The organism is Epibacterium ulvae (assembly GCF_018678075.1).
Lineage (GTDB): Bacteria > Pseudomonadota > Alphaproteobacteria > Rhodobacterales > Rhodobacteraceae > Epibacterium > Epibacterium ulvae_A.
Genome location: NZ_JAHHIR010000021.1, coordinates 1 through 16,775, shown reverse-complemented (window position 1 = coordinate 16,775; position 16,775 = coordinate 1). Strand labels below are relative to the sequence as shown.

Here is a 16,775-nt window from a genome sequence, read left to right as displayed (position 1 = left end):
CGGAGTGAAAACCTGCGCAAAATTGCCCGGGCTTACCCAGCTTGCTACACCTGATTCTGTGGCGACGTAAACCGTTTTCAAGCCGCGAACTGGGCGGGTGAGGGCGTCGAAATGGCCAAGTGATTCGCGAAAATTTCGCCTATTCAAATGCCCGATAAAAACAGTCGAGATGGACATTTCGTCCACCCCTGCATGCGACGGTATTCAGACCTGCCCAAATTGTCCGGAAATGTCGAAAAAGCACTCGACGCGCAAAAACGCTGTTCAGACCAAACCACCCGCTGCGGCAAGATCAGCGACGAATATGGGAGAGAGCCGCAGCGTGTCGCGTGATTTTGAAAAAACTGAAGTGATGCCCCTAGGCGTTGTCATCCGGCGCAGGCCTGGGGTGACGCGTTGGGCCAAGTGGTCGTGGAAAGCGGTTGCGGTGCTTCCCGGTGCTGGCCCCGCCAATTGGCAGCTGCTGCGTGAGGAAGGCGAAGCCTGCGAATACCACGCAGCCACGGTGCCGCTGGAGCTGCACCGCGCCGATGCGGAGGCCTACAAACAGGGGCTGACCGCCGCGCCGCCCTGCGTCTATGTCGTGTTGCGGGACGAGGCGCGCAATGATCCTCCGCTGGAAGTCGCGCTGGTCACCGCCTCTCCGTTTGAAGCGCAGGATTATGCCGACAGTGGCGAGGAATTGGTGGAGAAGATCGCCATGCCCGAGGGGCTGGTCGCTTGGGTTCAGCGCTTTGCCGATGCCCATTTCAAGCAGGAAGAGTTCAAGAAGCGCCGCCGGGACAAACGCACGGTGGGCGCCGCCGAAGATGGCATTGGTGACGTGCGGATCAAGCAGGTCGCCGATGTCTATCGCGCGCCGGGGCAAATCCGGAAGGAGCGCCTGCAATGAGCGATGTCTGGGCCCGTCGCAAGGCTGCTGTGGAAGCGGAGGCCAAGGTTGAATCGGCAGCGGTAGCACCGCCAGAACAGGCTGTGGTGGACTCGGATCTGAGCGATGCGGAGATTTTGGAACAGCTGGAGCTGCCCGACCCCGAGACATTGGGCGAAGGAGATGATTTCAAGATTTTCTGGTCCAAGGCGGTCCCCTCGCGCATTCGCACCCGCGCCCTGCGCCGTCTGTGGCGGGTGAACCCTATCCTCGCCAATGTGGATGGGTTGGTTGATTACGGCGAGGACTTTACCGACGCGACCCTTTTGGTTGAAGGGATGGAGACCGCTTATCAGGTTGGCAAGGGCATGACCGTCCATGTGGAAGAACTGGCGCGTCAGGTCGAGGAGGCGACCAATCCAACAGAGCTGGTTTTGCCGGATGACGACCTTGAGGACGAACCGCAGACCGAAGCGGAGCCTCCTGTTTGGGTCGAAACACAGCCCTTGGGTGAGGCGGATACCGCACCGAACATGTACCCCGAAGAAGAGCCGCAGCCGGTCCCGATAGGGCGGATGCGGTTCCATTTTCACGAGAGCACCCAGGCATGATGATGGAGAAGGAAATGACAGCCGTGGCTGAAACCCGGACCGTTCCCGAAGAGGATCGCCTGCGCGCGGATCTTTACAATTTCCTCGGCCTGTTGTTGGCGCGCCCACCCCAGCAGATAGTATTGGAGCAAACCGCCGCCCTGACAGGCGACGGCAGCGCGTTGGGGCAGGCGGTCATGTCCTTGGCCAAAGTGGCCAAACAGACCAAACCAGCCGGTGTCGAGAGGGAGTTCAACAAGCTGTTCATCGGTCTGGGGCGAGGCGAATTGCTGCCTTATGCGAGCTATTATCTGACCGGATTTCTCAATGAAAAACCGCTGGCCGCGCTGCGTCAGGATATGGCTGCACGGGGCATGACACGGGCTGAGACTGTCTATGAGCCCGAGGATAACATCGCCTCGCTCATGGAGATGATGGGCGCGTTGATCATCGGCCGTTTTGGAGCGCCGGCGGATCTGCACGATCAAAAACAGTTCTTTAACAAGCATGTCGGCCCTTGGGTCGGGCATTTCTTTAGCGATCTCGAGGGTGCCAAAACCTCGGTCTTTTATGCCTCGGTTGCCCATGTGGGCCGGGTGTTCATGGAGATCGAGGCCGAGGGCTTTCGGATGAGCGTGCAGTGATGCGCAAAACTGGGATGGCCCGAATGGGGCGGTCCTATTGGAACGTGACCCGAATACTAACAGGAGGAGGTTCACTTTGATGAGCAAGACAGAGGATGGCGGAAAATCCCGCCGCAACTTCTTGAAGTTAGCGGCCACCACCGCCCCGGCGGCGGCACTTGCCGTGGCCACAACCGGCACTGACGCCCAAGCGGCCGCAGAGCCGGACCTGTCATCGAACAAGATGCAGGATACCGCGCATACCCGCGCCTATTACGAAAGCATTCGGTTCTGATTTTGAACTGGATGGTTTGATCTGATCCCGCCGCTGGCAACTGGTTGCGAAACGCCCGACCGTCCCGTGGCTCTACACAATTACCGAGCGCGTTCCTGAACGGAACAGCAAGGGAGGTTTAAATGCTTAGGAAAAAGACCAACGGGGTAGCGAGACGCCCCCAGCGGACAAGTATCCTGTCCAAGGTTGCGGAAACATCCGTTGACCGCCGCGCGTTCCTGCGTGGATCCGGCCTGGCCATTGGTGGTTTGGCCGCAATCAGCGCCACCGGCGGCAGCGTGACCCAGGCCAATGCGGCCACCGCAGCTGCGGGCGCAGTTGAGACAATCAAATCCGTCTGCACCCACTGTTCGGTGGGGTGTACAGTTGTCGCCGAAGTGCAGGGCGGCGTTTGGATCGGGCAAGAACCCGGTTGGGACAGCCCGTTTAACCTGGGCGCCCATTGCGCCAAGGGTGCGTCGGTGCGTGAACACGCTCACGGCGAACGTCGCCTGAAATACCCGATGAAAAAAGAGGGTGGCGAATGGAAGCGTATTTCCTGGGAGCAGGCCATCGACGAGGTTGGCGACCAGATGATGCAGATCCGCGAAGAAAGCGGGTCGGACAGTGTTTATTGGCTGGGGTCCGCCAAGCACAGCAACGAGCAGGCCTATCTGTTCCGAAAATTCGCGGCCTATTGGGGCACCAATAACGTCGACCACCAGGCGCGTATCTGTCACTCGACGACTGTAGCGGGTGTGGCAAACACATGGGGCTACGGCGCCATGACAAACAGCTACAACGATATCCACAAGTCGCGCGCGATCTTTATCATCGGTGGCAACCCTGCCGAGGCGCATCCGGTTTCGTTGCAACACGTGTTGAAAGCAAAAGAGGAAAACAACGCGCCGCTGATCGTATGTGATCCACGTTTCACCCGGACTGCGGCCCATGCGGATGAATACGTTCGGTTCCGTCCTGGTACCGATGTTGCGTTGGTTTGGGGTCTTTTGTGGCACATCTTTGAAAACGGTTGGGAAGACAAAGAGTTCATCCGCACCCGTGTTTGGGGCATGGACCAGATCCGCACTGAGGTGAAGAAATGGAACCCCGAAGAGGTTGAACGCGTGACCGGCACCCCCGGTGAGCAACTCCGTCGTGTGGCCCATACGTTGGCGAACAACCGCCCTGGCACCGTGATCTGGTGTATGGGTGGCACCCAGCACACCACTGGCAACAACAACACCCGTGCCTATTGTGTGCTGCAACTTGCGCTTGGCAACATGGGCACTGCCGGTGGCGGCACCAATATTTTCCGTGGCCACGACAACGTTCAGGGCGCAACCGACCTTGGCGTTTTGTCCCACACTCTGCCGGGTTATTATGGCTTGAGCGGTGGCGCATGGGCGCATTGGGGTCGTGTTTGGGGTGAAGACACCGATTGGCTGTCTGCTCAGTTTGGATCCATCACCGGTGCCGACGGCAAAGAAAAGTCGATGCAAAACCTCAAAGGGATCCCGGTTAGCCGTTGGATCGATGGGGTTCTGGAAGACAAGGCCAACATCGAACAACCCAACAACGTCCGGGCCATGGTTCTTTGGGGGCACGCGCCGAACTCGCAGACCCGGCAACCGGAAATGAAAACTGCGATGGAGAAGCTGGACCTGCTGGTGGTGGTCGATCCCTATCCAACCGTGACAGCCGTTCTGCAAGATCGCACCGATGGCGTTTACCTCCTGCCGGCCTCAACCCAGTTTGAGACGCGCGGTTCGGTCACCGCCTCGAACCGGTCGATCCAATGGCGTGACCAGGTGGTAGAACCGCTGTTTGAATCCAAGCCGGATCACGTCATCATCGCGAAGTTCGCCAACAAATTCGGCTTTGGTGATCGTCTGTTCCGCAATATCGAAATGGAAGACGCGGAAACGCCAAACATCGAAAGCATCACCCGCGAGTTCAATGCGGGCATGTGGACGGTTGGTTACACCGGTCAGTCGCCAGAGCGGATCAAACTGCATATGGCGAACCAGCACACGTTTGATAAAACCACACTCAAGGCCATTGGTGGCCCTGCCGATGGCGATTACTATGGCATGCCGTGGCCGTGTTGGGGCACGCCCGAGATGAACCATCCGGGCACGCCGAACCTTTATGACATGTCGATGCCGGTCTCCGAGGGGGGCTTGACCTTCCGGGCGCGGTTTGGCGTGGAACGTGACGGTGACAACCTGCTGGCCGAAGGGGTTTATTCCAAGAACTCTGAAATCCAGGATGGCTATCCTGAGTTTACCATGCAGATGCTGATGGATCTGGGTTGGGATGGCGATCTGACGACGGATGAACGTGCGGCCATTGATGCGGTTGCGGGGCCTGCAACCAACTGGAAAACTGACCTGTCCGGCGGCATCCAGCGGGTCGCGATCAAACACGAATGTGCGCCCTTTGGGAATGCCAAGGCGCGCGCGGTTGTCTGGACTTTCCCGGATCCGGTGCCGATCCACCGCGAACCGCTTTATACCAACCGTCGTGACCTGGTGGCGGATTATCCGACCTATGAAGACCGCCACGACTACCGTCTGCCGACGCTTTATGCCTCGATCCAGAAAAAGGACGTGGCTAAAGATTATCCGATCATCCTGACCTCGGGTCGTTTGGTCGAATACGAAGGCGGCGGTGAAGAAACCCGGTCCAACCCATGGTTGGCCGAGCTGCAGCAGGACATGTTTGTCGAGATCAACCCCCGTGACGCCAACAATCTGGGTGTGCGCGACGGCAAACAGGTCTGGGTCGAAGGTCCCGAAGGCGGCAAGGTCAAGGTGATGGCGATGGTCACGCCCCGTGTCGGCGAAGGCGTCGCCTTTATGCCGTTCCACTTTGGCGGTCATTTCCAGGGCGAAGATCTGCGTCATAAATACCCCGAAGGTGCTGATCCCTATGTCTTGGGCGAAAGCACCAATACCGTGCAGACCTACGGGTATGACTCGGTCACGCAGATGCAAGAGACCAAATGCACGCTCTGCAAAATCAGCGCAGCTTAAGGAGAGACCGTTATGGCAAGAGCAAAGTTCCTGTGTGATGCCGAACGCTGCATTGAATGCAACGCCTGTGTCACCGCCTGTAAGAACGAACATGAAGTGCCTTGGGGCATCAACCGGCGCCGGGTTGTCACCTTGAACGATGGTGAACCCGGTGAACGGTCGATCTCGGTCGCCTGTATGCATTGTTCGGATGCGCCCTGCATGGCGGTCTGCCCGGTGGATTGTTTCTATCAATCCGAAGAGGGCGTCGTCCTGCATTCCAAAGACCTGTGCATTGGCTGTGGCTACTGTTTCTACGCGTGCCCCTTTGGTGCGCCGCAGTATCCGCAGGCGGGCAATTTTGGCAGCCGGGGCAAGATGGACAAATGCACCTTCTGTGCTGGTGGGCCTGAGGAAAATAACTCAACCGCCGAGTTCCAGAAATATGGCCGCAACCGGATTGCCGAAGGCAAACTGCCGATCTGTGCCGAGATGTGTTCCACCAAGGCGCTGCTGGCGGGCGATGGCGACATCGTGTCAGCCGTCTACCGCGAACGCGTTGTGGCGCGCGGCTTTGGCTCTGGCGCATGGGGCTGGGGCACCGCTTACGAACAAAAGGGCGGGTGATCCGTCGCTGATCAGACACATGGAATGGCCCGGTTCTGCTGGGCCGTTTCGCACCGTGAAATGTTGTAACTTAGCTATATCAAAGGAGTGTGCCGATGCTGCGCATTGCTTTTGCAATTCTATGGTCGGCGCTGATCTCTGTGGTGGCTCTGCCTGCCGTGGCGCAAACCACGCCGGACCGCGCGGCAACAGGCGGCGCACAGACGCTGTCTGACATTCTGGCGCGCCAGAACCAGATGACGATCGACGATGGGTTCCGTCGCGACAACACCGGTGCCCCAGGGGCGGCCAAGCCAACCACCGAACCGCTTGGCACATTGGGCGGGACCTCTGATCCTGACCTGTGGCGCGCGCTGCGCTATGACAGCGCAAATATCCGGGTGTCAGCCGGCGGCGACGTGGCGGCGACATTGGTTCAGGACGGCGGCATGGCCTGGCTGACATTCCGCGAGGGGCCGTTGCGGACCTATGGCGGGTGGCTGCTTTTGGGAACCATTGGCGCGTTGATTCTGTTCTACCTGCTGCGGGGTCGCATTGGTGTTGACGGCGAAAGCACGGGCCGGACCGTAACCCGGTTCAAAGCGATCGAACGGTTTGCTCATTGGATGCTGGCGGGTTCGTTCATCCTGTTGGGCATCACTGGCCTGTTGACCCTATTTGGCCGTGTTGGGATCATTCCACTGCTGGGGCATGAGGCTAATTCGATCCTGTTGATCGGAGGCAAATGGATCCACAACAGCGTGTCCTGGGCCTTTGTCCTAGCGTTGTTCATGGTGCTGGTGATGTGGGTGGGACACAATGTTCCAAACCGGGGCGACATAATCTGGATCAAACAATTCGGCGGTATTATCGGCAAGAACCACCCGCCGGCCAAAAAATTCAATGCCGGGCAAAAGGTGATATTTTGGTCGGTGATCTTGTTTGGCGGCTCGATTTCGCTGTCGGGTGTGTCACTGCTGTTCCCCTATGAACTGCCGCTGTTTGCTAAAACATTTGCCTTTCTCAACACCACTGGCATTCCGGAAATGGTTGGCTTTGGTGTTTTACCCACCGAACTGGCCGCGCAGGAAGAGATGCAGTTGGCCCAAGCCTGGCACGCCATCATGGCCTTTGTTTTGATGGCGATTGTGATCGCGCATATTTACATCGGCTCGGTTGGCATGGAAGGCGCTTATGATGCGATGGGCAGCGGTGAAGTGGATGAGGCCTGGGCCCACCAGCACCACTCGATCTGGCTTGAGGAAGAAAAGGCCAAGGCCCCGGCGCAAACCCCGGCAGAGTGATCTGTGCGCGGTGTTCTTCTGTACAGAGCCTGCGCGCAGCTGATAACACATTGAACAGAGCCATATAGGCGGGATCAGAAATGAAAGTGATGTTTGCTGGATTTGCGGCGATCTTTGTAATCGCAGTGGCTGCGGATTTCGTATTGGATGACATAGGCTTTGCTGCGGCGGACCGCCAATCGGGACCATCCGTGAGACTGGGTGACGGGGATTGATGCTGAATACGGCGGGGCGTGATGAATACGGCGACAGTCTGAGCGGTGCGTCGATCCTGGTGATCGATGACGAACCCGGCATGCGCAACTTCATGACCAAAATCCTGGAGCCACGGTGTAAACGAGTGGAGCAGGCGGCCTCGGCTGATGAAGCCACCGCGATCCTGGACCAGAGCCATTTTGATCTGGTGGTTCTGGACAATATCATGCCGGGAAAGACGGGGCTGGAATGGGTGCAGGAACAGCGCAAAGTGGGGCTGTTTGCCGATACCATCCTGGTGACCGCCTATGCTGATCTGGAGACCGCCATTCAAGCCTTGCGTACAGGGGTTGCGGATTTTGTCCTGAAGCCATTTCGCGCCAATCAGATCCTGAATTCGGTGGCGCGCGCGCTGGACCGGAAATACTTGCGGCGTGAAAACTACCTGTTGAAACACGAGCTTTCTATTGAAGGCGGGGCTACACGCGGCCGGTTGCTGGGAAAATCCGCAGCGATCACCAAAGCACGCGATATGCTGCACCGTCTGGCGCCATTGCCTACGCCGGTTTTGTTCACTGGGGCGAGTGGCACGGGCAAGGAAATCGCCGCACGGACCCTGCATTCCATGTCAGAACGTGCCGAGAAGCCGTTTGTGGCGATCAACTGCGCCACCATTCCCTCTGATCGTATCGCACAAGAGCTGTTTGGCCAGACCGACGCGCAGGACCGTACCCAAGGCGGGCTGTTTCTACATGCGGATGGTGGCACGTTGTTCCTGGATGAGATTGCGCAGATGCCTGATCAGGTTCAGGCGGCGTTGTTGCGGGTGCTTGAAGATCAGCGCGTACGTCCGTTGGGGGCGGAACGTGACATCCCGCTGAACTTGCGGTTTCTGTTTGCGACCAATGCCGATCTGGAACAGGCAGTACAGGAGGGACGTTTTCGCGCCGATCTGTATCACCGGATCAATGTCGTGAACATTGAAATGCCGCCGCTGAAAGATCGCGTCGAAGACATCGTCGAACTCGCCGCGCTGTTTATGGAGCAGTTTTCGACCACTTTGGGGATGCCTACGCTGGAGCTGAACGAAGACACGCTGTTGAAGTTCAGCCGCTATGATTGGCCGGGAAACGTGCGGGAGTTGCGCAACCTGATCGAACGTTCGATGATCCTGGGTGAGTTCCCCGAGGAGTTCGCAGGCCACGGTGGGATAACCGGACAGGCCGCGATGGAATCTCTGGATCTGGTGACACAGCGCCACATCATGCATGTGCTCGACGCCTGTGATGGCAACCGGGCAGAAGCCGCGCGTCGCCTTGGCGTCTCTCGTAAAACCATTGATCGTAAATGCGCGTCGTGGAGCCTATGACCGCGCCTATTGCGCCGCGACATCCATCGCCAATGCCGAGGGCAGCCAGATGATGAAGGCGGCCCCGCCTGTGTCCTGATTGCGGGCCTGAATGATCCCGCCGGCGCGTTGGATCAGCGATTGGCTGATAGACAGGCCAAGCCCGGTGCCGCTACCGCGTTTGGTGGTGAAAAACGGATCAAACACCGCGTTCAATTGCTCGGCTGGAATTCCAGGCCCCGTATCCGCCACTGTGATTTCCACGCCTTGCGTTTCGTTTCGCATGGATGGGCGCAGGGTCAAAGTCAGCGCGCCTTTGCCTTTCATGGCCTGGGCGGAGTTGATGATCAGATTGATCATGACCTGCTGCAACTCTCCGGGGTCGATGCGCACGTCGGGTACAGGGGAGAGGTCTTTGTGGACTGCGATCTCTTGGTGGGCGATTTTATGTGCAACCAGCACCAGGCAGTCTTCGATGACGGGTACAACATCCAAGCTTTCTGCAAAGTTCCCGAATTCGGACGGGCGCGCAAATTGCAACAGCTTGTCGACAATGGCGCTGATCCGCATGACCTGGTTGTCGATCAGGCTCAATTCGGTCTCAACCGGGGCTGCTTTCTCCTCTAGCATCATCCGGATCACGTCCACATTCCCCTGGATCACCGCAACGGGATTGTTGATCTCATGCGCGACACCGGCGGTGATTTCCCCAATGGAGGCGAGCTTTTCGCTCATCACCAGTTGTCTATACGTCTCTTCCAGCTTGGCGTTTGCGTCGCTCAATTGTTCCGTGCGTTTCTCAACACGGGTGTTCAGCTCATTCGCCCATTCCCGCAGATGTCGGTCGCGTTCTTGCACCTGATCCAGCAACATATCCAAGTGTTGGGCGACCTGTCCGATCTCATCCTTGTTGGAAACCAGTCCGATCCGGGCCGCCAGATTGCCCTGTTCCACCCGGCGCATGGTTTTGGTCATCCGTTCAAGCGGTGCAAAAATCCCCTTGGCCAACCACAGAAACACTGGCGCAGAAATCGCCATCACCACGATGAAAACAACGATGATGCTCCAGTAAGCTTCACGTTTGGTAGCGGAATAGGGCGCTTCGAGGAAACCAACATAAAGCATACCCACTCGCGCGCCAAAGCTGTCGGTCAACGGTAAATACCCCGAGACGTACCAGTCGTTGACCACAAAGGCCCGGTTTAGCCAGGTTTGCCCCTGCACCAGAACCTCGTGACGTACGGCCGCAGACACACGCGTGCCAAGGGCGCGGACATCTTCAAACAGGCGCACATTGGTCGAAACCCGCGTATCGTCCAGGAACAGCGTCGCGGTGCCCTGCCGTCCTGAACCGGAGCTGTGGTCCTGATAGACAAGCGCATTGATCGTATCGATGAAATCAAGGTTACGGTTCAACAACATACCGCCGACTAACACGCCGGAATGGCCGTTCAATTGCACGGGTGCGGCGGAATGTATCACCATTCCGCGGTCCTCGATCTTGCGCGTGGTGGGAACGGCTGCTTCGGTTTTGATCAAGGGAAGGCGCGCTTGTTCGGCAAGCTGTGGGGAGAGCGTCTCCAGATCCTCGGCGGCAAAGATGTCGATGGCAAACCGCGTCTCCCCATCGGCTGCGGCTTGGATGATGGGCCATTTGAGGTGGTGCTCGTCCAGGGCCTCATCTGGCAGATAATAGAGGAAGTCGAGCTTCAAACTGTCTTGCCGCTGCACCAGAAACTGGTGTCGCGCGCTGTCCGGTCCGTTCAGGACCTCGTTTAACGTCTCGGATTCAGCGAGGCTTTGCAGTGCGTTTCCAGAGCCGGCTTTCAGATGCTCCAGATATTGTCCTGCGATTTTCAGATCGCTTTCGACTTTAGCGATCAACACGTCATCATAATCCGCATTCCAGCGCGCCATTGCCAGCACCAGAAGGAGCGGGATCAGAACACTGAGCGGCAACAAAGCCAGAAGGAGCAAGCGTAAGCGGACTGAGCGCAAAGAACAGATCCCGTGGTCAAGACTTTCGCCGATTTTTGCACAGAACGGACGCCGGGTACAGCGAGGGAAGTTTCGGTTCTATTCGCCTCTTAACCGGCGCGACAGGCCGGGCATACGACTGTTGGGCGACAGCCAAATACCAAAAAACCGTTGCCGCGCATTGGGATGATTGACCGTGCAGGTTTGCCGACCGTTGAGCGACAGTTGCAGCGTGTTCGGAGAAGACGAGAGCGCGACGTATCGATCGCCCTTTTCCACGTTGCGGAAACATCTTTGCAACTTGCCGACAAACTGGGAGTAGTCAGCGGGCGTGCCCTCTAACCGTTTGATTTCAATGGCCGCGGATCCCGCCAGTTTCTGCCCGCTGACGCCCTTGCGATACCTCAGCTCCAACGCCATCGGTTTTTGCCAGCTGAACTGACTGGCTTGCTGGGTGTACAGAGTGGCGTCATAGAACGTGACACCAAGCCAGCGAAAAGAGGCGCTGCCCAAGGGTTTGGCGTTCGGTAGCCCAACGTCGGCCAGAGCGGTTGAGAAAAATACGAAAACCAATAGTATTGCGAGTTTGAACATGAATTTTTCCTCCAAGGTACAAATCAACGTGGGTGAGACCGTCACTGCCACGTTGGATGTAATGGAGTTTGATCTAGCCTGCCTTTGGTACCTGTCCACAATCATCCGCTGGCCAGAAGACCCTTTGTAAACGTTAATGTAGCCAAATCACATTAAACTCACCGAATATGGGGAAATCGGTCACCGTTCTTAAGAATTAATCCAGAAATTTTTCTTAAAACCGCTGCATGATGAAGGCAAATGAACACCACACAAAGAGTTCGGTAGAACTGGGTTGTCAGGGCGTTATTCCTGACGGCTTGATCGTATCTGATTCAATTGCCTATCGCCTCAAACAAACATCCAATTATGCAGGTATTGAACATGAACGATTGGACCGCAGGTTACTCCTCCGATCTCGACTACACCTATGACTTTCAACGCGAGCTGACACCATCCTTGCTGGCCTTTTGCGCCACATCACAAGGCATGCGACACGGCCTGGGCGGGAAAGACATTACTTATTGTGAGTTGGGTTGCGGGTTTGGGACGGCCGCCAACCTTCTTGCGGCTGCAAACCCACATATTCAGTTTTACGCGATGGATTTCAATCCGTCACATATCGTTGGCGCCACTCAATTGGCCCAGGATGCGGGGCTGGAAAACCTACATCTTTACGAGCAATCATTCGATGAATTCCACACCGAGCCATCCCTGCCCGAACGGTTTGATGTCATCTCGCTGCACGGTGTTTACACTTGGATTTCCAACGAAAACCAACGGTTGGTTCTGGATTTCATCGCGAAACGGTTGAAGCCAGGCGGGCTTGTCTATGTGAGCTACAACACTTTGCCAGGATGGGCCGCAGCCACGCCACTTAGCCGTCTCTTTGCGAACCGCATTCAGAACGGCACGGGCTCCATTGCCGACCGGATCGAAGCTGCATTCGAGTTTTGCGAGAACCTGCAGGACACCGGTGCGCGGTACTTCACCGACAACCCGGCCTTGGAAAAACGGCTCAAGAAAATGCGGTCGATGTCCAAGAACTACCTCGCGCATGAATATCTGTCGTTGGGTTGGCAGCCGATGCACTTCGCCGATATGGCCGAGGATATGGCCAGTGCGAAGTTGAGCTTCATGGGCTCGGCCAACCCGATCGACCATTTGGATGATCTGAATCTGCAGCCGGAACATAGCGCTTTGCTGGAACAGGAAGTTGATCCGGTTCAGCGGGAAAGCCTGCGTGATATCTTGGTGAACGAACAATTCCGGACCGACATCTTTATCCGGGGCAACAACGCCCATACCGAACGCGGCGCTATAGGGGCGTGGTTCAATACAGCACTTGCGCTGACGCGTCCGTTCAACGGTGAGCTTCCGGAGATCAAGTGGCGGCTTGGTTCGGTTCCGCTGGAACTGCATCAATGTGCCCCAATTCTTCGGGCTTTGTCGCAGGGCCCGGCAACGGTCAAAGACTTGCTGGATCAGGGCGTATTTGGCGAAATGAACTGGGGCGAGATCACACATCTTTTAACCACGCTGGTTGGCGCGAGCCATATCACACCTTGTTTGCCGTTGGAAGGCGCTGCCGAACGTGAAGCGGCCTGTCATGCGATGAACAAGGCGGTGAGCAAACGCGCAGAAGACAGTGAGGATATCCATTTTCTGGCGTCACCCGTGACCGGTGGTGGCATTCAAGTGAACCGGTTCGAGCAGCTGTTCTTGATGGCCATGCACGAAGGGCGCGAAACACCAGAGCAATGGGCCGAGCTCGCGTGGATGATCTTGGCACCGCAGGGACAACGCGTGCTGAAGGATGGTCGTCAATTGGAGACCCCAGAAGAAAACCTAGCTGAGCTTCGTGTACAGGCGGAAGAGTTCGCCGTTACGCGGCTGCCGATCCTGAAGAAACTTGGCGTTCTTTTTTAACGCACAGTCCATTGAAACGGTCCATTGAAAAAGGGCCCCGCAACTGCGGGGCCCTTTTGTCATTCAACACTAGGATTGAGCTTAAGCGATCAGCGCGCCCATGGCCCGGCCGGTGTCCAGCATACGGTTCGAGAAGCCCCATTCGTTGTCGTACCAGCTTACAATACGAACCAGTCCTTCTGAGGTGACCGAAGTTTGCGCGGCGGCATATGTCGACGAATGGATGTCGTGATTGAAGTCGATCGACACCAGTGGCTCGTCGCTAAAGGCCAAGATCCCTTTGAGCTTGCCCTCGGCTGCTGCTTTGACAGCTGCATCAATCGCCTCTTTGGACGCTTCTTTTTCCGGAACAAATGTCAGATCAACCAGCGACACATTCGAGGTTGGAACGCGGATCGCGGAGCCTTCCAGACGACCTTTGAGGTGGGGCAGGACTTCCGAAATCGCACGGGCGGCACCGGTGGAGGTCGGGATCATCGACATTGCTGCCGCACGCGCGCGATACAGATCTTTGTGCGTGGTGTCATGCGTCGGCTGATCGCCGGTATAGGCGTGGATTGTGGTCATGTAGCCGGTCTTGATACCAAAGGTATCGTCCAGAACTTTTGCCAGCGGTGCCAAGCAGTTCGTGGTGCAAGAAGCGTTGGATACGATCACGTCATCTGCAGTCAGGTCTTGGTGGTTGACGCCAAAGACAACGGTGCGGTCGCTTTCTTTGCCGGGGGCAGAAATCAGCACACGCTTGGAGCCGTTTTTCAAATGCAGCGCCGCTTTGTCACGCGCGGTGAACAGACCGGTGCATTCATACGCGATGTCCACATCGCTCCACGGCAGTTCTTCCGGGTTGCGGATCGCGGTCAGGCGGATGGACTGGCTGCCGACTTTCATAGTCTCACCGTCAACGGTGACATCCTGGCCCAAACGGCCGTGGATGCTGTCGAATTTCAGCAGATGCGCCAATGTCTCGGGCGGAGACAGGTCGTTGATGGCGACAACTTCGATGTCTTGAACATCATTTTCCAGAATGGCGCGCAGCACGTTACGGCCGATGCGGCCAAAACCATTGATTGCGATTTTCAGGGTCATGTGGGCCTCCTCCGGGAATTTCCGGGATGAATTTAGTGTCATGCGGAATGATAGCGATACCGGTAGCGATAACAATGTCCGAAATCAAGTCCTGATGCGACAGAGGCCTCGTCACATTAGGCTCAAAAAACGGTTGCGGCCACCTGTATGGCAAGTGCCGGCAGAGCTGTTGTAGCGTTGGTTTAGGCCGCACGGCCTGGGCGCGCGGCTTCGTGCCCCTTCTGCAGTTTGAAGTCGCGTATAAGGTCCGCCAGGCGGCTCGACTGGGTTGCGATGTCTCCGGATGCGGATTGTGTGTCCATCGCCATCGAGGTGTTTTGCCCGGCGAGGTTGTTGATCACCTTCATGGAGGAGGTGAGGTCGTGCAGGCTGCTGATCTGGTCCTGCGATGCCTCAGATATCCGGGTCAGAACATCGTCCATTCGGGTGATTTCGGTAGAAATTTCTTCCAAGGCCGCCCCAGTGCGGTCAACCAGCTGCACGCCCGAATTCACATGGGTTCCGCTTTCATCTACAAGCTGCTTGATCTCCATGGCCGCATTACTCGCGCGTTGTGCCAGGGCGCGCACTTCCGAGGCGACCACGGCAAATCCGCGACCTGCATCCCCGGCGCGGGCAGCTTCGACGCCTGCGTTGAGCGCCAAGAGGTTGGTCTGGAAGGAAATATCCTCGATCATTGAGATAATTTGCCCGATCTGTTCGGACGAGGTCTGAATGCGGCTCATGGCTTCAACCGCTTCTCGCATGACTTCGGCGGAGGTGTTGGCGCGTTCGCGTGCGGCACCTGCGAGCCCGGCGGCCGAGACGATTTCTTTGCCGAAGTTTTCAACCTCGGTGGAGAGAGAGTCGACGCGTTCTGTTGTGTCGCGAATGGTCTCGACCTGTTCATTGGTTCTGGACGCAAGATCCAGAGCGGAGGCCTTCATGGCGGCCGAGGCATGATCCAGGTCCGAAACCGTTTCCGCAATTGACGCCAGAACGGTACGCAGACGTCCCGATGCCGTATTGAAATCACATCGGATCTCATCGTATTGGCCGTCCAATGGTGCGTCAAAGTGGCTGGTCAGATCTGCTTTTGCCAGTGCGGCAAGCCCTTCTGTCACCAGTTCCACAACGCGGCCATGTTTGGCGTTCAAATCCGCTTCGTCAGAGGCTTTTAACTCTTCTGCTGCCCGACGCATGGCCAGGGTTTCTTGTTTGAAGTGATAGATCGCTTTGGCCATTTTGCTCAGCTCGTCTTTGCGATTTATGCCCGGAACAAAAACGTCGAATTTGCCTTGGGCGAACTCATGCACAACGGTTGTCAGAGATTTGATCCGCGCGATCATACGTTCAAAAATGAAAAGTGCGAAGAGCCCCATAAAGGCCATGGTGCCAATGCAAATCCACAGAAATTTTTGCAGCCTCTGATTGGCCTTTGCATAGATTGAGTCAGACATCGCGGTAATTTGCGTATCGAGATTGATTTCGACGCTGCGCAAATGGTCGATCCACGCCGTCGAAATTTTGAACCACTCGGGCGCGGTCAGGCCCTTGTATTCACCTGTTTCAAACCCGTTCTCGATGGTTTGGCGCGCCGCCTCAATGGCTTTGAAATGTTCTGACGCGTAAATTCTGTCTTCCATGTGCATTTCGTGCAGGAGGATCTGTGCCTCGTCCAATAGCCCCTGTTGGCCACCGGTTAACCCGATAAACCGATTGTGCAAGGGAAGCTGGAATTCGGAAGACAGGCCAGCAGCGCCCGCCGCCCGTTCAAGCCCGGCTTTTTCCTTTGCAGCGGCGATCAGCGTTCTGATTTCCAGAATAACCTGGATGGAGCCGCGGGTTTCGCCTTTTTCAATGTGATGAGACACGGCGAGGAGGTCGTGAATAAGCGTGGTGTAAAACGCCACCGCTTTTTTCTGAACATAATCACCTTTGACGATATGGCCCCGCGTACCGACAGGCCAATGCGGGGCATGTTGCAGCCGACCCCAAGCGCATAGGGGCGAAGGTGGGCTTGACCAGCGTGTTGCACACCTGGGGATCGGCGCTGACCCATCATCCGCACATCCATATGAGCGTCCCCGGCGGCGGCCTGTCACCCGACGGCACAAGATGGGTCGCCAGCAAGCCCGGGTTCTTCTTGCATGTGCGCGTGTTGTCGCGCCTGTTCCGCCGCCTGTTCCGCCGCCTGTTTCTGGATGGGCTGGTGGCGCTGCACCGAGCTGGAGAACTGGCTTTCTATGGGGACCTGAAAGATTTGGCACAGGCGGACGCCTTCGCAACATGGCTCACCCCGTTCCGCAAATCCGAATGGGTGGTGTATTCCAAACCGCCCTTCGGCGGCCCGGTGGCCGTCCTCACCTATCTGAGCCGACATACTCACCGGGTGGCAATCTC

Annotated in this window: 15 protein-coding genes and 1 pseudogene; 12 read left to right on the top strand and 4 right to left on the bottom strand. The window is 57.0% G+C overall.

From position 1 onward, the window contains the following. Positions 1 to 352: 352 nt before the first annotated feature. From KMP13_RS04585 to KMP13_RS04550, 9 genes are all read left to right on the top strand, one after another. Entirely contained in the window at positions 353 to 892 is a 540-nt protein-coding gene (locus tag KMP13_RS04585) for a DUF3305 domain-containing protein (RefSeq protein WP_215264410.1), read from the top strand. Continuing rightward, a complete protein-coding gene (locus tag KMP13_RS04580) occupies positions 889 to 1,482 on the top strand; it encodes a DUF3306 domain-containing protein (protein ID WP_215264382.1) in 594 nt (197 codons plus the stop codon). The genes KMP13_RS04585 and KMP13_RS04580 overlap by 4 nt, the downstream gene beginning before the upstream one ends. A gap of 14 nt (positions 1,483 to 1,496) precedes the next feature. Next, positions 1,497 to 2,105, top strand: coding sequence for a TorD/DmsD family molecular chaperone (locus KMP13_RS04575; protein ID WP_215264381.1), 609 nt, complete (start codon positions 1,497 to 1,499; stop codon positions 2,103 to 2,105). Between the two features lie 79 nt (positions 2,106 to 2,184). Further along, positions 2,185 to 2,379 (top strand): twin-arginine translocation signal domain-containing protein, encoded by a 195-nt coding sequence (locus tag KMP13_RS04570; protein ID WP_215264380.1) that lies wholly within the window; start codon positions 2,185 to 2,187, stop codon positions 2,377 to 2,379. A gap of 122 nt (positions 2,380 to 2,501) precedes the next feature. Then, positions 2,502 to 5,396, top strand: a complete 2,895-nt coding sequence (locus KMP13_RS04565; RefSeq protein ID WP_215264379.1) for a formate dehydrogenase subunit alpha — start codon at positions 2,502 to 2,504, stop codon at positions 5,394 to 5,396. Between the two features lie 12 nt (positions 5,397 to 5,408). After that, entirely contained in the window at positions 5,409 to 6,002 is a 594-nt protein-coding gene (fdh3B, locus tag KMP13_RS04560) for a formate dehydrogenase FDH3 subunit beta (protein ID WP_215264378.1), read from the top strand. A 95-nt stretch (positions 6,003 to 6,097) separates the two neighbouring features. Next, entirely contained in the window at positions 6,098 to 7,285 is a 1,188-nt protein-coding gene (locus KMP13_RS04555; RefSeq protein ID WP_215264377.1) for a formate dehydrogenase subunit gamma, read from the top strand. A gap of 80 nt (positions 7,286 to 7,365) precedes the next feature. After that, on the top strand, positions 7,366 to 7,500 hold the full coding sequence (locus KMP13_RS20775) for a hypothetical protein (RefSeq protein WP_285895524.1): 135 nt from the start codon (positions 7,366 to 7,368) through the stop codon (positions 7,498 to 7,500). Beyond that, complete coding sequence (locus KMP13_RS04550) at positions 7,500 to 8,849, top strand: sigma-54-dependent transcriptional regulator (RefSeq protein WP_215264376.1); 1,350 nt, start codon at positions 7,500 to 7,502, stop codon at positions 8,847 to 8,849. Before KMP13_RS20775 ends, KMP13_RS04550 begins: the two co-directional genes overlap by 1 nt. Before the next feature lie 6 nt (positions 8,850 to 8,855). On the opposite strand, the gene KMP13_RS04545 is transcribed toward KMP13_RS04550, so the two are convergent. Both KMP13_RS04545 and KMP13_RS04540 read right to left on the bottom strand, forming a co-directional pair. Then, on the bottom strand, positions 8,856 to 10,826 hold the full coding sequence (locus KMP13_RS04545) for a sensor histidine kinase (RefSeq protein WP_215264375.1): 1,971 nt from the start codon (positions 10,824 to 10,826) through the stop codon (positions 8,856 to 8,858). Between the two features lie 78 nt (positions 10,827 to 10,904). Next, on the bottom strand, positions 10,905 to 11,399 hold the full coding sequence (locus KMP13_RS04540; RefSeq protein ID WP_215264374.1) for a chalcone isomerase family protein: 495 nt from the start codon (positions 11,397 to 11,399) through the stop codon (positions 10,905 to 10,907). Between KMP13_RS04540 and KMP13_RS20770 the strand changes: the two genes are divergently transcribed. Together KMP13_RS20770 and KMP13_RS04535 are read left to right on the top strand one after the other, a co-directional pair. Further along, positions 11,398 to 11,529 (top strand): hypothetical protein, encoded by a 132-nt coding sequence (locus KMP13_RS20770; protein ID WP_285895523.1) that lies wholly within the window; start codon positions 11,398 to 11,400, stop codon positions 11,527 to 11,529. The two genes, KMP13_RS04540 and KMP13_RS20770, sit on opposite strands and share 2 nt — an antisense overlap. A 233-nt stretch (positions 11,530 to 11,762) precedes the next feature. Next, entirely contained in the window at positions 11,763 to 13,307 is a 1,545-nt protein-coding gene (locus KMP13_RS04535) for a class I SAM-dependent methyltransferase (RefSeq protein WP_215264373.1), read from the top strand. Between the two features lie 81 nt (positions 13,308 to 13,388). Here KMP13_RS04535 and gap read toward each other — a convergent pair whose 3' ends face one another. Further along, positions 13,389 to 14,393 (bottom strand): type I glyceraldehyde-3-phosphate dehydrogenase, encoded by a 1,005-nt coding sequence (gene gap / locus KMP13_RS04530; protein ID WP_215264372.1) that lies wholly within the window; start codon positions 14,391 to 14,393, stop codon positions 13,389 to 13,391. 182 nt (positions 14,394 to 14,575) lie between these two features. Further along, positions 14,576 to 16,318: a methyl-accepting chemotaxis protein gene (locus tag KMP13_RS04525; protein WP_353055682.1), complete on the bottom strand. Its 1,743-nt coding sequence runs from the start codon at positions 16,316 to 16,318 to the stop codon at positions 14,576 to 14,578. Between the two features lie 35 nt (positions 16,319 to 16,353). Between KMP13_RS04525 and KMP13_RS04520 the strand changes: the two are divergent. After that, positions 16,354 to 16,775: pseudogene (locus tag KMP13_RS04520) on the top strand (IS91 family transposase); the annotation flags it as partial.